The following is an 18,219-nucleotide window of genomic DNA, read 5'->3' as shown; positions in this document are numbered from 1 at the left end:
CTGTCGCCATACGGACGGGCGGGGCGGCCATCGCGCACCGACAGGGAGCAGGTGAGGCACGCCGTGTGGACCTTCTGGGAGACGTGGCGGCAGGCGGTGCGCCGCTGGCGGGAAGACGAACGGTTTCGAGAGAGCAAGCGGGTCCGGGTCGCCATCTGGGTGTCGCTCGCCTTGGCGATGTATTGGCTGCTCTTGGGCAGTGTGTTGCCACCCCGCTACCACTTTAAAGTCGGGCAAACCAGCCCCGTCACCATCGTCGCACCGACCACCGCGGTCGACACTGCGGCCACCGAGCAGGCGCGGGCGGCTGCCGTCAAACGCGTCCCGAAACAATACGTCCAGTCCCAGGCCGTCGAGATCGAAGCGCTCAATCAGGTCGACCAACTGTTCACCACCGCGGAACAGGTGGTGACCGACAAGACGATGTCGCGCACACAGCGTTTGGACAGCCTGCTCGCGGTCGCGCCGCGCAAGCTGGATGTGGCGACGCTGAAGCTGCTGTTGACCGTGAAGCCGTCGCAACTGGCGATGCTGCAGAATGTGTGCGACCGCATCGTGCACACGCTGCTCGACGTGCCGTTCAACGAGTCGTTGATGGAAGAAGCGAGCCTCTTGGTCGACCGCCAGTTGCTCAATTACTCGCTCGACCGGGTCTCGCAAAACATCGTCCAGAACGTCGTCCTGAGCGTGCTTCGGCCCAACATGATCTATCAGGCTGAGGCGACGCGCGCGGCGCAGGAACAAGCGGCGCGGTCGGTTCCGCCTATCCTCATCCATGAGGGCCAGGTGATTGTCGAACGCAACGGCGTCATCACGCCGCGGGTGTTGCAACAGCTCCAGGACGTCGGTCTGTTGTCGTCCAACCGCCCGAATTACGCGATGTCGGCAGGGTTTGCCCTGTACATCCTCTTGTCGGTCGGGTTGTTGGCCGCGTACGTCGAGCAACGGTCCGCAAGGCGCCGCTTGGACAACCTCATGCTGGTGGTCCTCGGCTTGGTCTTGGTCATGATGTCGGTGCTCATCAGCGTCACCAAGACCATCATCAATGACGGCGGGCCGAGCTCCATCGCGTACCTGGTGCCTGTCTCGCTCGGGCCGATGCTCATCACGGTGTTGATGGACGCCTCGGTGGCGGTGGTGGTCGCGTTTTACTTGTCGCTCCTGTACGGGGCTGCGCTCGATTTCGGTTACTGGTTCACGGTGCTCGGGTTCGTCGGTTCCCTCGTCGGTGCCTACAGCGTGGCCAAGGTCACCCACCGCGGCACGTTCATGCGCGCCGGCTTTTTCGTGTCCGGGATGAACGCGCTGGTGATCCTGGCGATGAACCTGCTGCAGCACAACAGCGAGATCGACGTCCACGCGGTGTCGCTTGAGTTCGGACTCGGGTTGTTGAACGGCATCGCCAGCGCCGTCTTGACGATGGGCATCTTGCCGTTCTTGGAGAGCGCGTTCGGGCTTTTGACCGCCATCCACTTGCTCGAGCTGTCCAATCCGAACCATCCGTTGCTGCGCAAGCTGCTGTTGGAGGCGCCGGGAACGTACCACCACAGCCTCATCGTCGGCAACCTGGCGGAGGCGGCGGCAGAGTTGGTGGGCGCGGACCCGCTGTTGTGCAGGGTCGGTGCGTACTACCATGACGTGGGCAAGACGAAGCGGCCGATGTTCTTCGTGGAAAATCAGATGACGAAGGAAAACCCGCACGACAAGATTGCACCGAGCTTAAGTCATCTGATCATCACCTCGCATGTCAGCGATGGCTTGCGCATGCTGGAAGAAGCGGGATTACCCAAGCCCATTCGCGAGATCTGCGCCACCCATCACGGGACGACCATCCTGTGGTACTTCTACAACAAGGCGCGCGAGATGGACAAGACCGGGACGGTGAAGGTGGACGACTTTCGGTACCCGGGTCCCAAGCCGAAGACGCGCGAGTGCGCCATTGTGATGATCTGCGACGCGGTGGAGGCGGCGGTGCGGAGCATGTCGCGTCCCACCCCGAACCGGGTGGAAGGTGTGATCCGGAAGATCATTCGCGATCGGCTGGAAGACGGGCAGTTGGACGAGTGTGATTTGACCCTGCAAGACCTCGACGCGATGGTCGGGGCGTTCATGAAGACGCTGAAAGGGATTTACCATGCGCGGATTGAGTACCCCGACCTGGACAAGATTCGAAAGGAAGTCGGCAGATGACCCTCGGTGCACAGGAGCGAGAGGCAAGGCTGTGGGTGGATGTCGACGTACGCACCGCGGTCCCGGCGGAAGCGCCGGTCGACGAGGCGTTTGTCCGCAGGGTGCTTGAAGCGGCGGCGCGGCGGCTCGATGTGCGCGGCGAAGTGTCGGTTTCGTTTGTCAGCGATGAGGAAATCCACGAATTGAACCGGCGGTACCGGCGGGTGGACAGGCCGACCGATGTCCTCTCCTTCTCCATGCTGGAGGGAGAGGCCGTGCCTGGGCCGGAAGATGAACGGCCGCTGTTGGGTGACATCGTCGTCAGCGTGCCCACCGCGTTGGCGCAAGCGCAGGCGTACGGCCACTCCGCTGCGCGCGAAATCGGTTTTTTGCTGGTGCATGGGTTTTTGCACCTGTTGGGGTACGATCACGGCGACGAGGCGGCGGAGCAGGAGATGTTCGGGCTGCAGGAAGCCATCTTGAACGACGTCGGCCTGACGCGCGCTGCGCAGGACAAGCGGGCGTCCGCCGATCCGGGGCGCAAGGGTACGCCATGAGCCGGCGGGGAGCGCGGCCGCGGGCAGGTACCGCGCATACGTTGCGCGCCGCCTTTCGCCACGCGTGGACAGGGGTCTGCGAGACCCTGGCATCGGAACGCAACATGCGCATCCATTCTGCCGCGGCCGCGGCGATGTTTCTGTTCATGTTGGTGGTGCGGCCGCCGTTGCCGGATGTGGTGCTCGTCATCGCCACCAGTGCGGTCGTGATGGGGGCGGAGCAGTTGAACACGGCGGTGGAGTTGTTGACGGACGAGGTGTGTGCGGGAGAGGTGACGGACTGGGCACGCCGCGTGAAAGACGCCGCGGCGGGGGCCGTGCTGCTCACGAGCGGCGGTGCGGCCGCCGTCGGGTTGTACATCCTCGCGCACGCGTGGCCGTGGCACTGGCGCCTGTTCTCTGCCGTGCATGTGTTTGGCGCGGCCGCGAGCGCCGTGTGTCTGGCGGGACTGGGCATCGTATGGGTGTACGTATGGAGGCGGAAGGAAAAGGAGGCCACCTCATGGAAGAAACAGGATTTCGATCCGGGTTCGCAGCCTTGATTGGGCGGCCGAACGTCGGCAAGTCCACGTTGTTGAACGCGTTGGTGGGTCATAAGGTGGCCATCACGTCGCATCGCCCTCAGACCACGCGCAATCGCATCCGCGGGGTGCTCAACCTGGAAAACGCCCAGGTCGTCTTTATCGATACCCCGGGGCTGCACAAGCCGAAGCACGCTCTGGGCGAGATGATGGTGAAGGCGGCGGAGTCCACGCTGCGCGAGGTGGACGCGGTGCTCGCCGTGATGGACGCGACCGAGCCGGATCACCCCGGGGACGCGCATGTGCTCGAGCGGCTGAAGGCGGTCGATACACCGGTGATGCTGCTCATCAACAAGGTGGATGCGGTGCCGAAGCCATCCGTGCTCGAGATCATCGCAGCTTACAAGGATCGGCTGCCGTTTCACGCCATCCTGCCGGTTTCCGCGCTCGACGGCACCAATCTGGATGCGTTGAAGGCGGAGTTGGTCCAGGTATTGCCAGAAGGACCGCGGTACTATCCGGAAGGGATGATCACCGATCATCCGGAATCGTTCCTCATCGCGGAGATCATACGGGAAAAGGTCCTGTTGTTGACCCGGGAAGAGGTCCCGCACTCGGTGATGGTGGAAGTCGAGCAGCTTGTGCCGCGACAAGAAAAGAACCTGGTGTATGTCCATGCGGTGATCTACACGGAACGGGAGAGCCAAAAGGCGATTCTCATCGGGAAAGGCGGGCAGATGCTCAAACAGGTCGGTCAACTGGCCAGACAAGAGTTGGAAATTCTTTTAGGGACGAGGTTGTTTTTGGAACTGTGGGTGAAGGTGAAACGCGACTGGCGCAATCACCCGGGGCTATTGCGCCAATGGGGATTCGAGGACCGAGGGTGACGGCCCGCAGCTTCGCTCCTCGCCGTTTCGGGTTGGCAACCGCTTCATGGCATAAGACAGGCGGACGACGGCACGCTACATTTTGTGCGGCTCTCCGCGCGTGAAGCACAGCCGACCACCTTCCGAAGGAGAGGATTCCATGCGGGATTTTTCATGGCGATACTTCACGTTGACGGGGGACATCGACGCGTACCTGCTGTACAAGGCGCATGAACGATTGACCATGAAACAGGCGGACGCGGAAGAAGAGTCCGACGAACAGGAAGTGGTCCATGAATCATCCCGGCATGCAGGGATCTGGTAACCAGGGCGGCGCGCCTTTGCTTACGGCCGGCACGCGTTCGGTCACAGCGTCCGGGAGGAGTGACGGGGAGGATTGGTGTTCAACACCGAAGCCGTGGTCATCCGGACCGTCGCGTACGGAGAGACGCATGCTGTGCTCACGCTGCTGACCCCGAGCGGAAAGCTGGCTGCGATGGCGCGCGGTGCGAAAAAACCTCAGAGCAGACTGGCGGCAGGTTCTCAACTGTGCGCCCAAGGCATGTACGCGCTCTACCAGGGGCGCGGGATGGCGGACGTGCGTCAGGTGGAGGTCATCACGACGCGGCGCGCCTTGCGAGAACGCCTCGATTTGGCGGCATACGCTGCATACGTCTGTGAATTGGCGTGCATCGGCATCGAAGACGCGCCGTCGGCGCCGGCCAGTGCGTTTCAAGATTTTGTGGGCTTGCTCGACCGGCTGGCCAACGCCAGCGATCCGCCGGCCGTCCTGGCCCGCGTCTGGGAGGCCAAGGTGCTGCGTATGCTCGGCGCGGCTCCCGTTTGGACGCGATGCGTCGAATGCGGTGCGCCATGGACGGACACTGGATGGTACCATGTCCAGGCCGGCGGCCTTTTATGTGCAGCATGTCAGACGCGCTATCGAGGGCCGGGATGGCCCGTGTCTGCTGCTGCGGCGCGCGTTTTGGAACAGTTCAGCCGGGTCCCGGTGCAGCGCATGGGCCGCATCGCGATCGGTGACGAAACGTGCCGGGTGCTGGATCGCCTGTTGCGCCTGCAGATGTCCGAGTACGCAGGGCTGTCCCTGCGGTCGCGGAGTGTTCTCGACAGCCTGCTCGATGTGAACGGCGGGATGCCGTCGGTGGACGAGGAGGGGGAATGACATGCCGCGCCTGCCCGTGGTCTACATTGTTTCCGACTCGGTGGGGGAGACCGCAGAGTTTGTGGTGCGCGCGGCCGCAAGTCAGTTTGATGGCGGCCTGTGCGACATCCGGCGCACCTCGCACGTGCAGAGCCGGCGGCAGATTGACGAAGTGTTGGCGGCCGCACGCGCGGAGGCTGGTGTGGTGGCGTTTACGTTGGTGTTGCCCGAGTTGCGGGAGCATATGCTGAGCGCAGCCCGCAGGTTTGCCGTGCGGGCCGTCGACATCATGGGCCCGATGCTGGAAGCGTTCGCGGCTGTGACGGGCGTTCCGCCGCGGCACCAGCCAGGATTGGTCCGCCAGTTGGATGAGGAGTACTTCCGGCGGGTGGAGGCGATTGAGTTCGCGGTGCAGCACGACGACGGCCGCGATCCGCGCGGGCTGATGCGGGCCGATGTCGTCCTCATCGGGGTGTCGCGGACATCGAAGACGCCGCTCAGCATGTATCTGGCGCATCGTCGGTTGCGCGTCGCCAATCTTCCGTTGCTGCCCGAGGTCGCTCCGCCGGCAGAGTTGTTTGCGTTGAAGGGCAGCGGCAAAGTCATCGGTCTGACCATCCAACCCGCCGCGTTGAATCTGATCCGCCGCGAGCGCCTCCGCAGCCTCGGATTGCCCGCGGAGGCGGAGTATGCGAGCTGTGCGCGCATTCGCGAAGAACTTGCGTTCGCGGCGGAGGTGATGCAACGCCTGCATTGTCCAGTGATTGACGTGACCAACAAGGCGGTCGAGGAGACGGCCGCCTTGATCCTCGACCTGATTTCCCGTTCCCGGCGCACGAACGGAATGGCGGATACCGCCCTGTAGGTCAGGCACCGGGCGGAGTACATAAGGACTGTGAATACACAATAGACTGAATGCAGAACGCCGATGAGGATAAATCTGACTGGGCCGGTCGATAATATGGTTTGATCTGACGCTGACCGCTCATCTGCATCGGCCTGGGTCTCTGTGTGTCCCGGGGCAAACGCGGCGGGGAAGCGGCGTGACGGCGCGGTGCGACAGCACGGTGTCGAACGCTGTTGGAGCAGGGCGAGTTTTTTCGCGGCGAGGAGGAAAACACGCATCCCTGTAGAATTGATCCCTCACAGACAGGTGCACAGGCACAACTCGACGCGCGGTGTGCCCCGGCGCACATGCAAGGTCTCTCCCCCGGGACGGCGAAGAGGGTGGTGGCGTGAGATCAATTCCGGATACGCTGGTGGACGAGATCAGAAGCCGAGTGGACATCGTCGACGTCATCTCGGAATACGTCCCTTTGCGCCGGAGCGGCCGGTCGTACGTGGGATTGTGTCCGTTCCACAATGAACGGACGCCCTCGTTTTCCGTCTCGCCTGAGCGTCAAGTGTATCACTGTTTCGGTTGTGGCGCCAGCGGCACCGTCATCCGGTTCCTGATGGACATCGAGGGCATCGGGTTCCCGGAAGCGGTGGCGCGCCTTGCCGAACGGGCGGGCATCGAACTGCCCGGTGCGCTCCAAAGAACGCACAGTTCTGGCACTTCGTCACGCATCGAAAAGATGCGGGAAGCGCACGAACTCGCAACGAAGCTGTACAGCTATATTCTAATGAATACGACGGCCGGTGTGCAAGCCCTCACGTATCTGGAAGGCAGAGGCTTGACGCGTCAGACCATGGCGGAGTTCCGCCTCGGGTACGCGCCGGATGCAGAACGGGCCGTGGTCGGATGGCTGGAACGGCGCGGGTTCGATCCGGCGCTGCTGGTTGAATCCGGCATCGCCGTCGCGGTCGGCAACCGGGTCGTGGATCGCTTCCGGGGGCGGATCGTCATCCCCATCGAGGACGCGCGCGGCCGCGTCATCGGCTTTGCCGGCCGGGCCCTGGCGCCCGACGGGAAGCCGAAATACCTGAATTCACCCGAGACACCCTTGTTCCACAAGGGACGCGTGCTGTTCAATCTGAACCGGGCGCGCAAGGCGATGCGGGAGACGGGGACTGCGGTGCTCCTCGAAGGGTACATGGACGTGTTGGCGGCATGGCAGGCCGGCGTCCGCAACGTCATCGCCGCCATGGGTACCGGGTTTACGGAAGAACAGGCGTTGACCGTGGCGCGTATGGCAAACCGTCTCATCATTGCGTATGACGGGGATGAGGCTGGCCTCGGTGCGGCCGAGCGTTGCATCGAGACGGCGGAAAAAGCCGGTTTGACGCCCAGGGTGTTGTGGATCCCGTCCGGCATGGACCCGGACGATTGGCTGCGCGGCGGTGGCCAAACGGCGTTTCGCCACTTGGTGCAGTCGGGGGCGTTGACGCCCGTCCAGTTTTTCGTCCGGCGCTTGCGGGAGCGCTTCGACCTCGGGCAGACCGCCGAACGGATGGAGTATGTGCGCAAGGTGCTTGCGTTGTTGGCCGCGCGGGCGTCGCCGGTCGAGGCGGAAGCGCAAATCAAGGAGCTGGCTGCCGAGGTGCAGGTGCCCGTGGATGTGCTGCGGGAGGAATGGCGGGCACTGGCACACCGGACGGCGCGGCGGGCACAGGGACCGTCCGGGCCTGCGGTGCAGGGAAGACGGCCGTTGGTTGCGAAGCTGAAAAAAGGTTACATCGAGGCTGGCGACCAGATTCTGCAGTGGATGCTGACGGACCCGGACGTGTGCCGGACGCTGGAAGCCGAGGGGGTCGATGAGCTGGCGACGCCGGAGCAGACGGCGCTGTTGGCAAGGCTGTATTGGTACTGGTCGCAACGGCCGGACGGATCGGCAGCCGATTTTCTGGACCGCTTGGAGGACGCTGCGCTCCGTTCGCTGGCTTCTTCCCTCATGGTCCGCGAGGCGAAACCGTTCGACACCGCGTTGTTGGCTGCGTATTTGCAGACCATCCGCAGGCACCTGCTGCACCGGCGTTACAAAGACACACTCGCCAAGTGGAAAGCCGCGCAGCTTCGCCGGGATGCCGACGCGATTTCCACCTATCAATCCGAGTTGGCGGAACTGCGGCGCCAGCTCTTGCAGTGGAGACTGCCGCCGTCTGCCCAGGCGGCGGATGCCAAGGAGGCGGGGAGAACATGAAGAACATAAACAGAGACGCCCGCGAAGACGATCAGGGCCGCACCCTTCAGGATGTGAAGGCAGAGCTGATTGAACTGGGGAAAAAGCGTGGCACGTTGACATACAACGAGATCGTCAACCGGTTGGCGCCGTTTGACCTCGACCCGGATCAGCTGGACGAGTTTTTCGACCTGCTGTCGGAAAAAGGGATCGAGATCATCAACAGCCGCGACGACCTGGATGCGGGTGAACCGGGTGCCGATGAGCTGGACGAGGTCGATGAACGGTTCGATCTCGACGACCTGTCGATGCCCCCGGGTGTCAAGATCAGCGATCCGGTGCGCATGTACCTGAAGGAGATTGGGCGTGTGCCGCTCTTGACCGCGGAAGAGGAGATTGAGCTGGCGAAGCGGATTGAGCAAGGGGATGAGGAGGCGAAGCGGCGGTTGGCGGAGGCGAATCTGCGCCTCGTGGTGAGCATCGCCAAACGTTACGTCGGCCGTGGCATGTTGTTCCTCGACCTCATTCAGGAGGGGAATCTCGGCCTGATCAAGGCCGTTGAAAAGTTCGATTACCGCAAGGGCTACAAGTTCAGCACGTATGCGACGTGGTGGATCCGCCAAGCCATCACGCGGGCCATCGCCGACCAGGCGCGCACCATCCGTATCCCGGTGCACATGGTGGAGACCATCAACAAGCTCATCCGCGTCTCGCGCCAGTTGCTCCAGGAGTTGGGAAGGGAGCCGACGGCGGAGGAAATCGCCGCCGAGATGGACATGACGCCGGAAAAGGTGCGGGAGATCCAGAAGATTGCCCAGGAGCCGGTGTCGCTGGAGACACCCATCGGGGAAGAAGACGACTCGCACCTGGGAGACTTCATCCCGGATGATGAAGCACCTGCACCTGCGGATGCGGCGGCGTACGAGTTGCTCAAGGAACAGTTGGAGGACGTCTTGGACACGTTGACCGAACGAGAGGAGAACGTCCTGCGCCTGCGCTTCGGCCTCGACGACGGCCGCACCCGCACCCTGGAAGAGGTGGGCAAGGTGTTCGGCGTCACCCGCGAACGCATCCGCCAGATTGAGGCAAAGGCGTTGCGCAAGCTGCGCCATCCCAGCCGCAGCAAGCGTTTGAAAGACTTTCTGGAGTAAGACGCCGCGTGTGCTTCCGGACGGAGGCTGTCGCTCGGGCTGCGGGAGGCACGCCGGCATCAAGCCGGCGGCTGGGCGCATACGTATGGGGAAAAGGCCGTGCAAGCTGCACGGCCGTTTGTAAATCGGGGGGCCGTGGGGCATGCGCGGGCTGGTCTTCGCAGGCGCGGTGGGCTCCGTGTTGTTGTGCGCAGGGTTGACGGCCTGGATGGCCGCAGCGGGTTGGCTGGTCCGGCGCGGCCGGCGGGAACGCCCCCGTCCGGCTGAAGCAGGGATTGTGCTGGGCGCTCATACGGAAGGGTACCGTCCCAGCCGGACGCTGGCCGACCGCTTGCGCGCCACCATCTCCCTCTACCGCCTCGGCGTGGTGCGTTGGATCATCGTCTGCGGCGGACGAGGCCATGATGAGACGGTGACGGAGTCGAGCGCCATGAAGCGGTTCCTGGTTTTTCACGGCGTGTCGCCGGAGCACATCGTGGAAGAACAAACGTCGCGCGATACTTGGGAGAACTTGGTCAACGCGCGACGGTTGATGGCGGCGTGCGGGCTGAAGAGCGGGGTGGTGGTGACGAGCGACTACCATTTGCCGCGCGCGCTGTGCGTCGCGCGCCGGATTGGGATGGCGGTGACGGGATACGCGGCGCCGTCGCGGCGACGGGACGCCCGTTACCGCTTGCGCGAGGTGCTGGCGTGGGGATGGTACTTCCTTCAGGGAAAGGTGGATTGGCGGGATTGCCGGCGGAAGCGGGCGTGACGGAAGGCGGGATCAAACTGTCGCCGCGTTTGCAGCGCGTGGCGGAATTCGTGCTCACCGGCCGTCCCGTGGCGGATGTGGGGACGGACCACGCCTTTCTGCCGATTTACCTTGTTCAGTCAGGCAGGGTACCGCTGGCCATCGCCACCGACATTGCGCCTGGCCCTTACCGGGCGGCATTGGCCAACGTCCGCAAGTGGCGGCTGCTCGACGCCATCTCCGTCCGGCTCGGGCCGGGGCTCACTCCCCTCTACCCGGGAGAGGCCGCCACGGTGGTCATCGCCGGGATGGGCGGCCGCACGGTGCGCGACATCCTCGCCGCGGAACCCGCGGTCGTCGCCGGGACGAGCCGGTTCATCATCCAACCGATGAACGCGGCGGAACAGGTACGGCGGTTTATGTACGGCGCCTGTTGGCGCATCGTCCATGAGGAAGTGGTGGCGGCGGAGGGCCGGTTGTATGAAATGGTCGTGTTCGATCCGCCGTCCGGCCAGGGTGCGGACCGCGCGTACGACCCGTATGCTGCAGATGAGGTGTGGATGGATTTGGCGTTCATCTTCGGGCCGTATCTTTTGTCCAGGCCCGATGCGCAGGTCCGCTCGCTCGTGGCGCAGACTGCGGAGAAGTGGCGGCGGATATGCCGGCAGTTGGACAAGGCGGAAACTTCCGGTGCAGCCGCGAAGCAGCAGGTGCTTGCGGACCGGTTGCGGCGTGTGGCGGCGTGGCAAGCGCACGCCGGCGCGGGGTGCGGCAGGCATGATGGCGATACCCGGCATGAGGAGGGATGAGAAGTGGTGCGCGTGGAGGACGTGATGGCTGCGATGGAACAGTTGGCTCCGGCCGCGTTGGCGATGCCCGGGGACCGGATTGGCTTGCAGATAGGGCGGCGGGACAAGCCGGTGCGGAAGGTGGGACTCGCGCTCGATCCGTCGCCGCCGGTCATCCACCATGCCATCCGTGCGGGTGTGGACCTGCTCATCACCCATCACGCCTTGTTTTACCATCCGTTGGGGCAGATTGACACGGGCACATCCCGCGGCCAGGCGTTGGCTGCGGCATTGGCACACGATTTGGCGGTGTTTGTCGCCCATACGAACCTCGACATCGCGGACGGCGGTGTGAACGACGTGTTGGCAGAACTGCTCGGATTGCAGGCGTGCGAGGTGTTGGAACCCATCCATGAGGAACACTTGTACAAGCTCGTGGTCTACGTTCCCACAAGCCACCACGAGACGGTGCTGGCTGCCGTGTGTGCAGCCGGCGCAGGCCACATCGGCCGCTACAGCCATTGTACGTTCAATGTGGCGGGAACCGGCACATTCCTGCCGGAGGAAGGGGCGCGGCCGTACATCGGTGAGGCGGGCCGCCTGGAGCGCGTGGAAGAGGTACGGCTTGAGACCATTGTCCCCGCGGGGCGTTTGGCCGCGGTGACCGAGGCGATGTTGTCCGCGCACCCGTACGAAGAGGTGGCGTATGACGTCTATCCGCTCCGCCTGCCCGGACGTACGTACGGATTGGGCAGGGTCGGCGCATTGTCCCGGCCCATGTCGCTCTCAGCGTTTGCGGAACACGTCCGGCAGGTTCTCGGGCTGCCCCATATTCGCTATGCGGGCGATCCCGACCGCAGCGTCCGGCGGGTCGCGGTCATCGGCGGTTCCGGGAGCAAGTGGGCGGCAACGGCCTTGCGCAAAGGGGCGGACGTGTTGGTGACAGCGGATTGTGATCACCACGCGCTCGCGGATGCCTGGCATGACGGGCTCGCGATGGTCGACGCGACCCACGCGGCGTTGGAACGGCCTGTGTTGCGGTCGGTCGCCGCCGCCCTGCACCGAAAGCTTGGCGGTGCGGTCGAGGTGGATGTCCTCGCCGTTCCGGAGGATCCGGTGCGATGGCTGTGATGCGCGCCGGTTCGCGCCAAGGCGTGGCGTGCACCCGGGCGCCGGGTGCCGGATGGCGGGTGGCGGCGGGTGGCGGGTGGCGGGTGGCGGATTTTGGCGAATGTGGGCGAATCTTCTCTTGCCGTGAAGAGAAGCATCGCGTATACTATACAAGTCGATACCGGGAGAGAAAGTAAGTCGGGCAACCGCCGGTGCGGCGTGGGGACGCTGCACGGGAGGAAAGTCCGAGCTCCACAGGGCAGGGTGCCGGATAACGTCCGGCGGGAGCGATCCTAGGGAAAGTGCCACAGAAATGCAGACCGCCGATGGCGGCCGGCATCCGCCGGCCGCACAGGCAAGGGTGCAACGGTGCGGTAAGAGCGCACCAGCAGCCTGGAGACAGGCTGGCTAGGTAAACCCCACCCGGAGCAAGACCAGGTAGGAGTGCATATGTGGTGGCCCGCCACGCACTCGGGTAGGTCGCTTGAGCCGGCTGGCAACAGTCGGCCTAGATAGATGGTTGCCACTCCATATCGTGCGAGGCCGTGGTTCCGCTTGTTGGAACAGGCCGTTTGCAGCACGCGGAGGACAGAACTCGGCTTACAGACTTGCTTTCTCTCCGGTTACATACTCTTTTCATGCACCGCGTCGTCGCTGAGAGGGGTTCTCGGCGGCGGCGCGGTTTTTTGCGCGGTTTTCATACCATACTGGAGAGCGGTAAGCCTTGACAACGGCGACGCCGGTGGATATGATGAACTTGTTGAGTTACAAATTGTTAGTTTCTTGTATTTGATAAGTATAGGATGGTATAGGAGGGGACCCGATGGCGAAGACGAAATGGGCTTTGGACTTGGCACACAGCAACATCGACTTTTCCATCAAACACATGATGTTCGCGCGGGTGAACGGATCGTTCAAGAAGTTCGACGCGAACATTGAAGCGGATCCGGAAGACTTGACGACGGCGACCATCGAGTTCACGGTCGATGCGTCCAGCATCGATACGCGGAACGAGGACCGCGACAACCACTTGCGCAGCGCCGACTTTTTCGACGTCGAAAAGTACCCCGCCATCACGTTCAAGGCGACCAAGATCACCCGCAAGAGCCCAGGGGAGTATGAAGTGACGGGCGACCTGACCATCCGCGATGTCACCCGCCAGGAGACGTTCATCGTGACGTACGAGGGATCCGGAAAGGACCCGTGGGGGAATGAACGGGCCGGATTCAGCGCGCGCGGCACCATCAGCCGCAGCGAGTACGGTCTGAAGTGGAATGCGGTGTTGGAGACCGGCGGTGTGCTGGTCGGCGACGACGTGCAGATCTCAGTCGTCATCCAGGCCATCAAGCAGGCATAAGCAGGCAGCGTGTGCGTGCGTTGCACCACGCGATTTGCTCACGAACGGGAGGCAGAGGATGAAAGTCGTCGCCATGGTCGGCAGCCTGCGGCGTGATTCGTTCAACCGCCGCCTTGCGGAGACCGTACGAGACAGGTACCGGGATCGCTTGCAGATGGAGTTTGCGGATTTGTCCGTCTTGCCGCCGTTCAACCAGGACGAAGAGCTGAATCCGCCCCCTGTCGTCCAAGCGTTCAAAGCCCAGGTGGCTGCGGCGGATGCAGTGTTCATCTTCACGCCGGAATACAACTGGTCGGTGCCGGGCGTCTTGAAAAACGCCATCGACTGGTTGTCCCGCGGTGAACGGGTGATGGTCGGCAAGCCGGTGTTCATCGCCGGGGCGTCCACCGGGATGTTGGGGACCATCCGGGCCCACTTGCATCTGCGGGAGATACTGGCCAGCCCCGGTGTGTCGGCGCGCGTCATGCCTCCCGGCGGCAACGAGGTGCTCGTGAACTTCGCGGCGGACAAGTTCGCGCCCTCCGGCCCCCTTGTCGATCCAGCCACCTTGTCCTTCCTCGACGACGTGATGGAACGGTTCATCCAATTTGCCGCTTCTGCCCAGGATGCGCGTCACACGCCATGATTGCACCTCCCACGCCTCCGGGTCACGCCCTGGCGCTGACCCGGGGGCGTTTTGTCTTTTCGGCAGGCCCGGTTTGAACCATCCGCATGAGGCCGCCAGGTGAAAGCGGGCGGCCCATGGTATCATGAGAACATGGTGGTGGACAGGGAGGGGGACGCAAAGCGACCTTGAGAAAGGATGAAACCATGATCCGCATTGGCGTGATCGGGCAATCGGGTGAGGTGTCCGCTGCGGTCTGGGCGATGGCTGAGGCGTTGGGGCAGGAGATCGCCCGTCAGGGGTGCGTGCTGCTCACCGGCGGCACCAACGGGGTGATGGAAGCGGTGTCGCGAGGCGCCAAGGCAGCCGGGGGCCTGGTGGTCGGGATTTTGCCCGGAGATGACCCGGGCATGGCCAATCCCTACATCGACATCCCGATTACGACGGGCTTTGGCTTTGACTATCGGAGCTTGGTCCTGGTGCACTCGTCGGACGTCGTGATCATGGTGGCGGGCGGCAACGGCACGTTGGGCGAACTGTCGGCCGCGTATCTCAATCGCCGGCCGGTCATCGTGCTGGAACCGTCGGGCGGTTGGGCGGCCCGCATCAAACAGGTGGTGTACGACGGGCGCTACCTGGATACGCGGCGCACGGTGGCCCTCGATTTCGTCCAGACGGCGGAAGAGGCGGTGCAACGAGCCATGGCACTCGCCAGGCAAGCCCGTTGCGCATGGCCGAGCGAGCAGGCAAAATGGAAAGCAGACGGGTGAGGATGCGGAGGCAGGGAGGCAGGATGATGAGGCCTGCGAGCGGGTGGCGCATGCTGGGGCTGGCGGTGACGCTTGCCGCATGGGTGTCCGGGTGCGGACGCACTCCGCAAGGGGGGACGCCCGCCCCTTCGCCTGCACCGGCCAAGCATGCCGGGCAGCAACCATCTCCGGCGCGCGTCTCGCCGACCACCGGCTTGCCGTTGCACCATGCACAAACGGAGTTTTTTGCGGCCACGGTGGAGAACGCGCCGGAGGCGCGGCCACAGACAGGTCTTGTGGATGCCGACATCGTGTATGAGATGGAAGCGGAAGGGACCATCACGCGCTATCTCGCCCTTTTCCATGATCACATCCCCCCGCTCGTGGGGCCCATGCGCAGCGCGCGGCCGTATTTTGTCGAGACTGCGGCAGACTGGGGCGCGCCGTTCATCCACTTTGGCGGCAGCCCGCAGGCATATCGGATGTTGCGCTCGTACCCGTATCCGCATCTGGACGGCATCTACGACGGCCAGTACTTCTCGCGCGATCCGTCCCGGGTCGCACCGCACAATGCGTACCTGCACACCGACCGCTTGCCGGCGTTTCGGGAACAGGTCAAAAACGGTCATTTCCGCTTCGGCCGCCCTGACCTGACAGGGGGGATGCCGGCGCGGACCATCGACATCACGTACAATGCGTTCACGCGGGTTCATTACGCGTACGACCCGTCGCGCGGCCAGTATCTGCGCTGGCAGGACGGTGCACCGCACGTCGATCGCGCCACCGGGCATCAGATTGCGGTGACCAACGTCATCGTACAGTATGCGCGGATGGCACCCATTCCGAACGACCCGAAGGAGCGCATCCAGATTGACCTTCTGCACGGCGGGACGGCGGTGTATTGCAGCGCAGGCAAGACGGTGCGCGGAACCTGGAAGCGGACAGAACGCGGCGTGATCGAGTACCTGGATGCGCACGGCCGTTTGATGGTGTTGCGGCCAGGAAATACCTGGATTGAGGTCGTCGACCATTCGGTGGCTGTCTCCGTTCGCTGACGGAGCCTGCGCAAGGAGGGTGCGCCATGGTGCCCGTGTACAAGTCCGGCCGCCTGTTGCGGGATGAGTGGCAGAACACAGATCTGCCTCCTGGCTGCTTGGCCATCTGGAACCTCGGCCAAGCCGGGTATTTGTTTCAGGGTCGCCGGGCCGGAGGCAGCGTGTGTGTCGACCCGTATTTGAGCTATGCCATCGAGGAACGGAATCCGAAAACAGAGTTTAAGCGGGAATTCCCGCCACCGCTCACCCCGGAGGAGTTGGCAGGGGTGGACGCGGTGCTCGTCACGCACCACCACGATGACCATTTCGATCCGTTGACCCTGCGCGCCTTGGCTGCCGCGTCGCAAAAGACCCAATTTGTCGTCCCTGCGGCGCAGGTGCGGACGCTGCGCGAGCTCGGGATTCGCGAGGATCGCATCGCGGCGGCCGTGCCTGGACGAGACATGCGGTGGGGAGATTTTGTCGTGCAGGCGATTCCGGCGGCGCATACGGCGTACGAGTGGGACGATCACGGCCACCCGGTCTACGTCGGCTACCTCATGCGCGCCAACGATGTCAAAGTCTATCACGCCGGAGATACCTTGGTCACCCCGGAGCTCATCACGGAAGTCAGCGCGTTCCGGCCCGATGTGGTTCTCTTGCCCATCAACGGCACCGACTATGCCCGGGCGGCGAGGGGGATTGTCGGCAACATGACGGCCCGGGACGCGGCCGATTTCGCCGCGGCCGTGGGCGCCGATTTGGTCGTTCCCATCCATTACGACATGTTTCCCAGCAACCGGGAGAATCCGGCCTACTTCGTGGATTACGTCTTTCAGGCTCACCGCAGCCTGAAATTTCACATGATGGCGGTCGGGGAGCGGTTCGTGTATGTCAAATGAGAGAGAAGCACACGGCCAAAGGTGCGAACCGGACGACGAGGAATGGGTGGATGTGTACGACGAAGACGGCCGGATGCTGGGCGAGGTGCGGCGGCATGACGCCCATCGGCTGGGCTTGTGGCACCGGACTTTTCATGGCTGGGTGGTACGTTGTGCCGACGATGGATGGCGAGTGGTCGTGCAACGCCGCCATGCCGCCAAGGAGCGCCATCCAGGGCGGCTGGATGTGAGTGTGGCCGGACACCTGCGCGCTGGAGAGACATGGCGAGACGGGGTGCGGGAGTTCGCTGAGGAGCTTGGGTTGGTCGTCCGTCCGGATGACTTGACGTATCTCGGTGAATTCCGCCACGTCGATGCGGACGGCGCAAACTGGTGCGACCGTGAGATATGGACGGTTTTCCTCTACGTGCTCCCCGCTGCCGACCCCATCGTTTGGCGTTTCCATCCGCGCGAGGTCGCCGCGCTGTACGAGGCCAGGCTCCCGGACCTGATCGCGCTGTTTTGCGGCGATCGGGAGATGGTGGAAATGACGCGTTTGCCGCATCACGGCACACCGGTTTGCGGCGGTGCGCAAGCTCACGCCGGCATGCCGTGTGCCACGGAGAGGAACCTGCGGGAGACGGCGCGGCGGGACGATTTCGTCCCGCGCCCGTGGTCATATTACGTGACGGTACTTGAACGGATGGAGCGGGCGCGGGCCCGTCTCGGCGTTTCGCTCACGGCTTGTGCGGGCGCTGCCCCAAAGCCCAAGGCGCCGCAGCATGCGACGAGTAGGGAGCCGGATGGGCCGGAAAGACCTGAGGGATGATGGGCGGCCCTGGATGGAGCAGGCCGCGCCGTTTTGCACCCTGATGGGCCATCTTGACCAATGCGCGCACCTTTTCGTCTTGGGCCACGGAAATGGCGAGCGAACCGAGTTTGAGCACCGTATCGAATTTCATGCGGCATCACCTCAAACGCTGCGCCTGCGACACATTTGCTTGCCATCAAGATATGACGCACCGCGCTGGCGCGCCGAGGCGATGGCCCTTGCGTGTGGCTACTTCGCACGCACTTCGGAGGTAAAGCCAGCTTGCTTATGCGATCCGTCACAGAACGGCTTGTTCTGGGATTGTCCACAGCGGCATAGGGAAAATTTTTCCTTGTGTTCGATTTCGTTGCCTGCCCCGTCGAGGAGTTTCACAGGGCCTTCAATGCGATACGAACCATGGTCGTTCACCTTGATGATGACCTCGGCCAATTTCCCTGACTCCTTTCGTGTCGTGTGGTTTCGGGTCCGTTCACCGTGACAGATGGGTACAGGGAAAAACAGGTACAGGGCCCGGGACCACGCCGGACCCTGTCCGCAAGCAGGCTGAACTCGCCCGCATCACATATCCATATTGCCGCCGCCGGCCGGAGCCTTCTCCTTCTCCGGCTTGTCGGCCACCACCGCCTCGGTGGTCAGGAACAAC

19 protein-coding genes and 1 other RNA gene are annotated in these 18,219 nt (G+C 63.6%); 19 read left to right on the top strand and 1 reads right to left on the bottom strand.

Going from position 1 to position 18,219, the window contains the following annotated elements:
• The first annotated feature begins 63 nt into the window (after positions 1 to 63).
• From IEX97_RS09200 to IEX97_RS09110, 19 genes are all read left to right on the top strand, one after another.
• Complete coding sequence (locus IEX97_RS09200; protein WP_229776725.1) at positions 64 to 2,190, top strand: HD family phosphohydrolase; 2,127 nt, start codon at positions 64 to 66, stop codon at positions 2,188 to 2,190.
• The gene (gene ybeY, locus IEX97_RS09195; protein WP_188882550.1) at positions 2,187 to 2,726 is read left to right on the top strand and encodes an rRNA maturation RNase YbeY; all 540 of its coding nucleotides are present in this window, start codon (positions 2,187 to 2,189) and stop codon (positions 2,724 to 2,726) included. The genes IEX97_RS09200 and ybeY overlap by 4 nt, the downstream gene beginning before the upstream one ends.
• Positions 2,723 to 3,268, top strand: coding sequence for a diacylglycerol kinase (locus IEX97_RS09190; RefSeq protein WP_188882549.1), 546 nt, complete (start codon positions 2,723 to 2,725; stop codon positions 3,266 to 3,268). The genes ybeY and IEX97_RS09190 overlap by 4 nt, the downstream gene beginning before the upstream one ends.
• The gene (gene era, locus IEX97_RS09185; protein WP_188882547.1) at positions 3,229 to 4,134 is read left to right on the top strand and encodes a GTPase Era; all 906 of its coding nucleotides are present in this window, start codon (positions 3,229 to 3,231) and stop codon (positions 4,132 to 4,134) included. Before IEX97_RS09190 ends, era begins: the two co-directional genes overlap by 40 nt.
• A gap of 139 nt (positions 4,135 to 4,273) precedes the next feature.
• Positions 4,274 to 4,438 (top strand): YqzL family protein, encoded by a 165-nt coding sequence (locus tag IEX97_RS09180; protein ID WP_188882545.1) that lies wholly within the window; start codon positions 4,274 to 4,276, stop codon positions 4,436 to 4,438.
• A gap of 75 nt (positions 4,439 to 4,513) precedes the next feature.
• Positions 4,514 to 5,296, top strand: coding sequence for a DNA repair protein RecO (recO, locus tag IEX97_RS09175; protein ID WP_188882543.1), 783 nt, complete (start codon positions 4,514 to 4,516; stop codon positions 5,294 to 5,296).
• Between the two features lies 1 nt (position 5,297).
• Complete coding sequence (locus tag IEX97_RS09170) at positions 5,298 to 6,140, top strand: pyruvate, water dikinase regulatory protein (protein ID WP_188882541.1); 843 nt, start codon at positions 5,298 to 5,300, stop codon at positions 6,138 to 6,140.
• A gap of 370 nt (positions 6,141 to 6,510) precedes the next feature.
• A complete protein-coding gene (gene dnaG / locus IEX97_RS09165) occupies positions 6,511 to 8,358 on the top strand; it encodes a DNA primase (protein ID WP_188882540.1) in 1,848 nt (615 codons plus the stop codon).
• Positions 8,355 to 9,488 (top strand): RNA polymerase sigma factor RpoD, encoded by a 1,134-nt coding sequence (gene rpoD, locus IEX97_RS09160; RefSeq protein ID WP_188882539.1) that lies wholly within the window; start codon positions 8,355 to 8,357, stop codon positions 9,486 to 9,488. The genes dnaG and rpoD overlap by 4 nt, the downstream gene beginning before the upstream one ends.
• A 142-nt stretch (positions 9,489 to 9,630) precedes the next feature.
• Positions 9,631 to 10,242, top strand: a complete 612-nt coding sequence (locus IEX97_RS09155) for a YdcF family protein (RefSeq protein ID WP_188882538.1) — start codon at positions 9,631 to 9,633, stop codon at positions 10,240 to 10,242.
• Positions 10,212 to 11,030, top strand: a complete 819-nt coding sequence (locus IEX97_RS09150) for a tRNA (adenine(22)-N(1))-methyltransferase (RefSeq protein ID WP_188882537.1) — start codon at positions 10,212 to 10,214, stop codon at positions 11,028 to 11,030. Before IEX97_RS09155 ends, IEX97_RS09150 begins: the two co-directional genes overlap by 31 nt.
• 3 nt (positions 11,031 to 11,033) lie before the next feature.
• Entirely contained in the window at positions 11,034 to 12,140 is a 1,107-nt protein-coding gene (locus IEX97_RS09145) for a Nif3-like dinuclear metal center hexameric protein (RefSeq protein ID WP_229776723.1), read from the top strand.
• Between the two features lie 169 nt (positions 12,141 to 12,309).
• Positions 12,310 to 12,738, top strand: an RNA gene (gene rnpB / locus IEX97_RS09140) — RNase P RNA component class A.
• A 204-nt stretch (positions 12,739 to 12,942) separates the two neighbouring features.
• The gene (locus tag IEX97_RS09135) at positions 12,943 to 13,476 is read left to right on the top strand and encodes a YceI family protein (RefSeq protein ID WP_188882536.1); all 534 of its coding nucleotides are present in this window, start codon (positions 12,943 to 12,945) and stop codon (positions 13,474 to 13,476) included.
• Positions 13,477 to 13,534: 58 nt separating this feature from the next.
• Positions 13,535 to 14,101: an NADPH-dependent FMN reductase gene (locus tag IEX97_RS09130; protein WP_188882535.1), complete on the top strand. Its 567-nt coding sequence runs from the start codon at positions 13,535 to 13,537 to the stop codon at positions 14,099 to 14,101.
• A 167-nt stretch (positions 14,102 to 14,268) separates the two neighbouring features.
• The gene (locus IEX97_RS09125; RefSeq protein WP_229776722.1) at positions 14,269 to 14,850 is read left to right on the top strand and encodes a TIGR00725 family protein; all 582 of its coding nucleotides are present in this window, start codon (positions 14,269 to 14,271) and stop codon (positions 14,848 to 14,850) included.
• Between the two features lie 26 nt (positions 14,851 to 14,876).
• Complete coding sequence (locus IEX97_RS09120) at positions 14,877 to 15,884, top strand: DUF3048 domain-containing protein (protein ID WP_188882534.1); 1,008 nt, start codon at positions 14,877 to 14,879, stop codon at positions 15,882 to 15,884.
• A gap of 26 nt (positions 15,885 to 15,910) precedes the next feature.
• Positions 15,911 to 16,765, top strand: a complete 855-nt coding sequence (locus IEX97_RS09115) for an MBL fold metallo-hydrolase (protein WP_188882533.1) — start codon at positions 15,911 to 15,913, stop codon at positions 16,763 to 16,765.
• Positions 16,755 to 17,573 carry an NUDIX hydrolase gene (locus IEX97_RS09110; protein ID WP_188882531.1) on the top strand — a complete coding sequence of 273 codons (819 nt, stop codon included), beginning with the start codon at positions 16,755 to 16,757 and terminating at the stop codon, positions 17,571 to 17,573. Before IEX97_RS09115 ends, IEX97_RS09110 begins: the two co-directional genes overlap by 11 nt.
• A gap of 231 nt (positions 17,574 to 17,804) precedes the next feature.
• Here IEX97_RS09110 and IEX97_RS09105 read toward each other — a convergent pair whose 3' ends face one another.
• Positions 17,805 to 18,005, bottom strand: a complete 201-nt coding sequence (locus tag IEX97_RS09105) for a CDGSH iron-sulfur domain-containing protein (RefSeq protein WP_188882529.1) — start codon at positions 18,003 to 18,005, stop codon at positions 17,805 to 17,807.
• Positions 18,006 to 18,219: the final 214 nt, after the last annotated feature.

It is taken from the genome of Paenalicyclobacillus cellulosilyticus (assembly GCF_014647315.1).
Classification (GTDB): Bacteria; Bacillota; Bacilli; order Alicyclobacillales; family Alicyclobacillaceae; genus Alicyclobacillus_J; species Alicyclobacillus_J cellulosilyticus.
The sequence above is the reverse complement of the archived record's forward strand: the minus strand, read 5'-3'. Positions and strand labels throughout refer to the sequence as shown.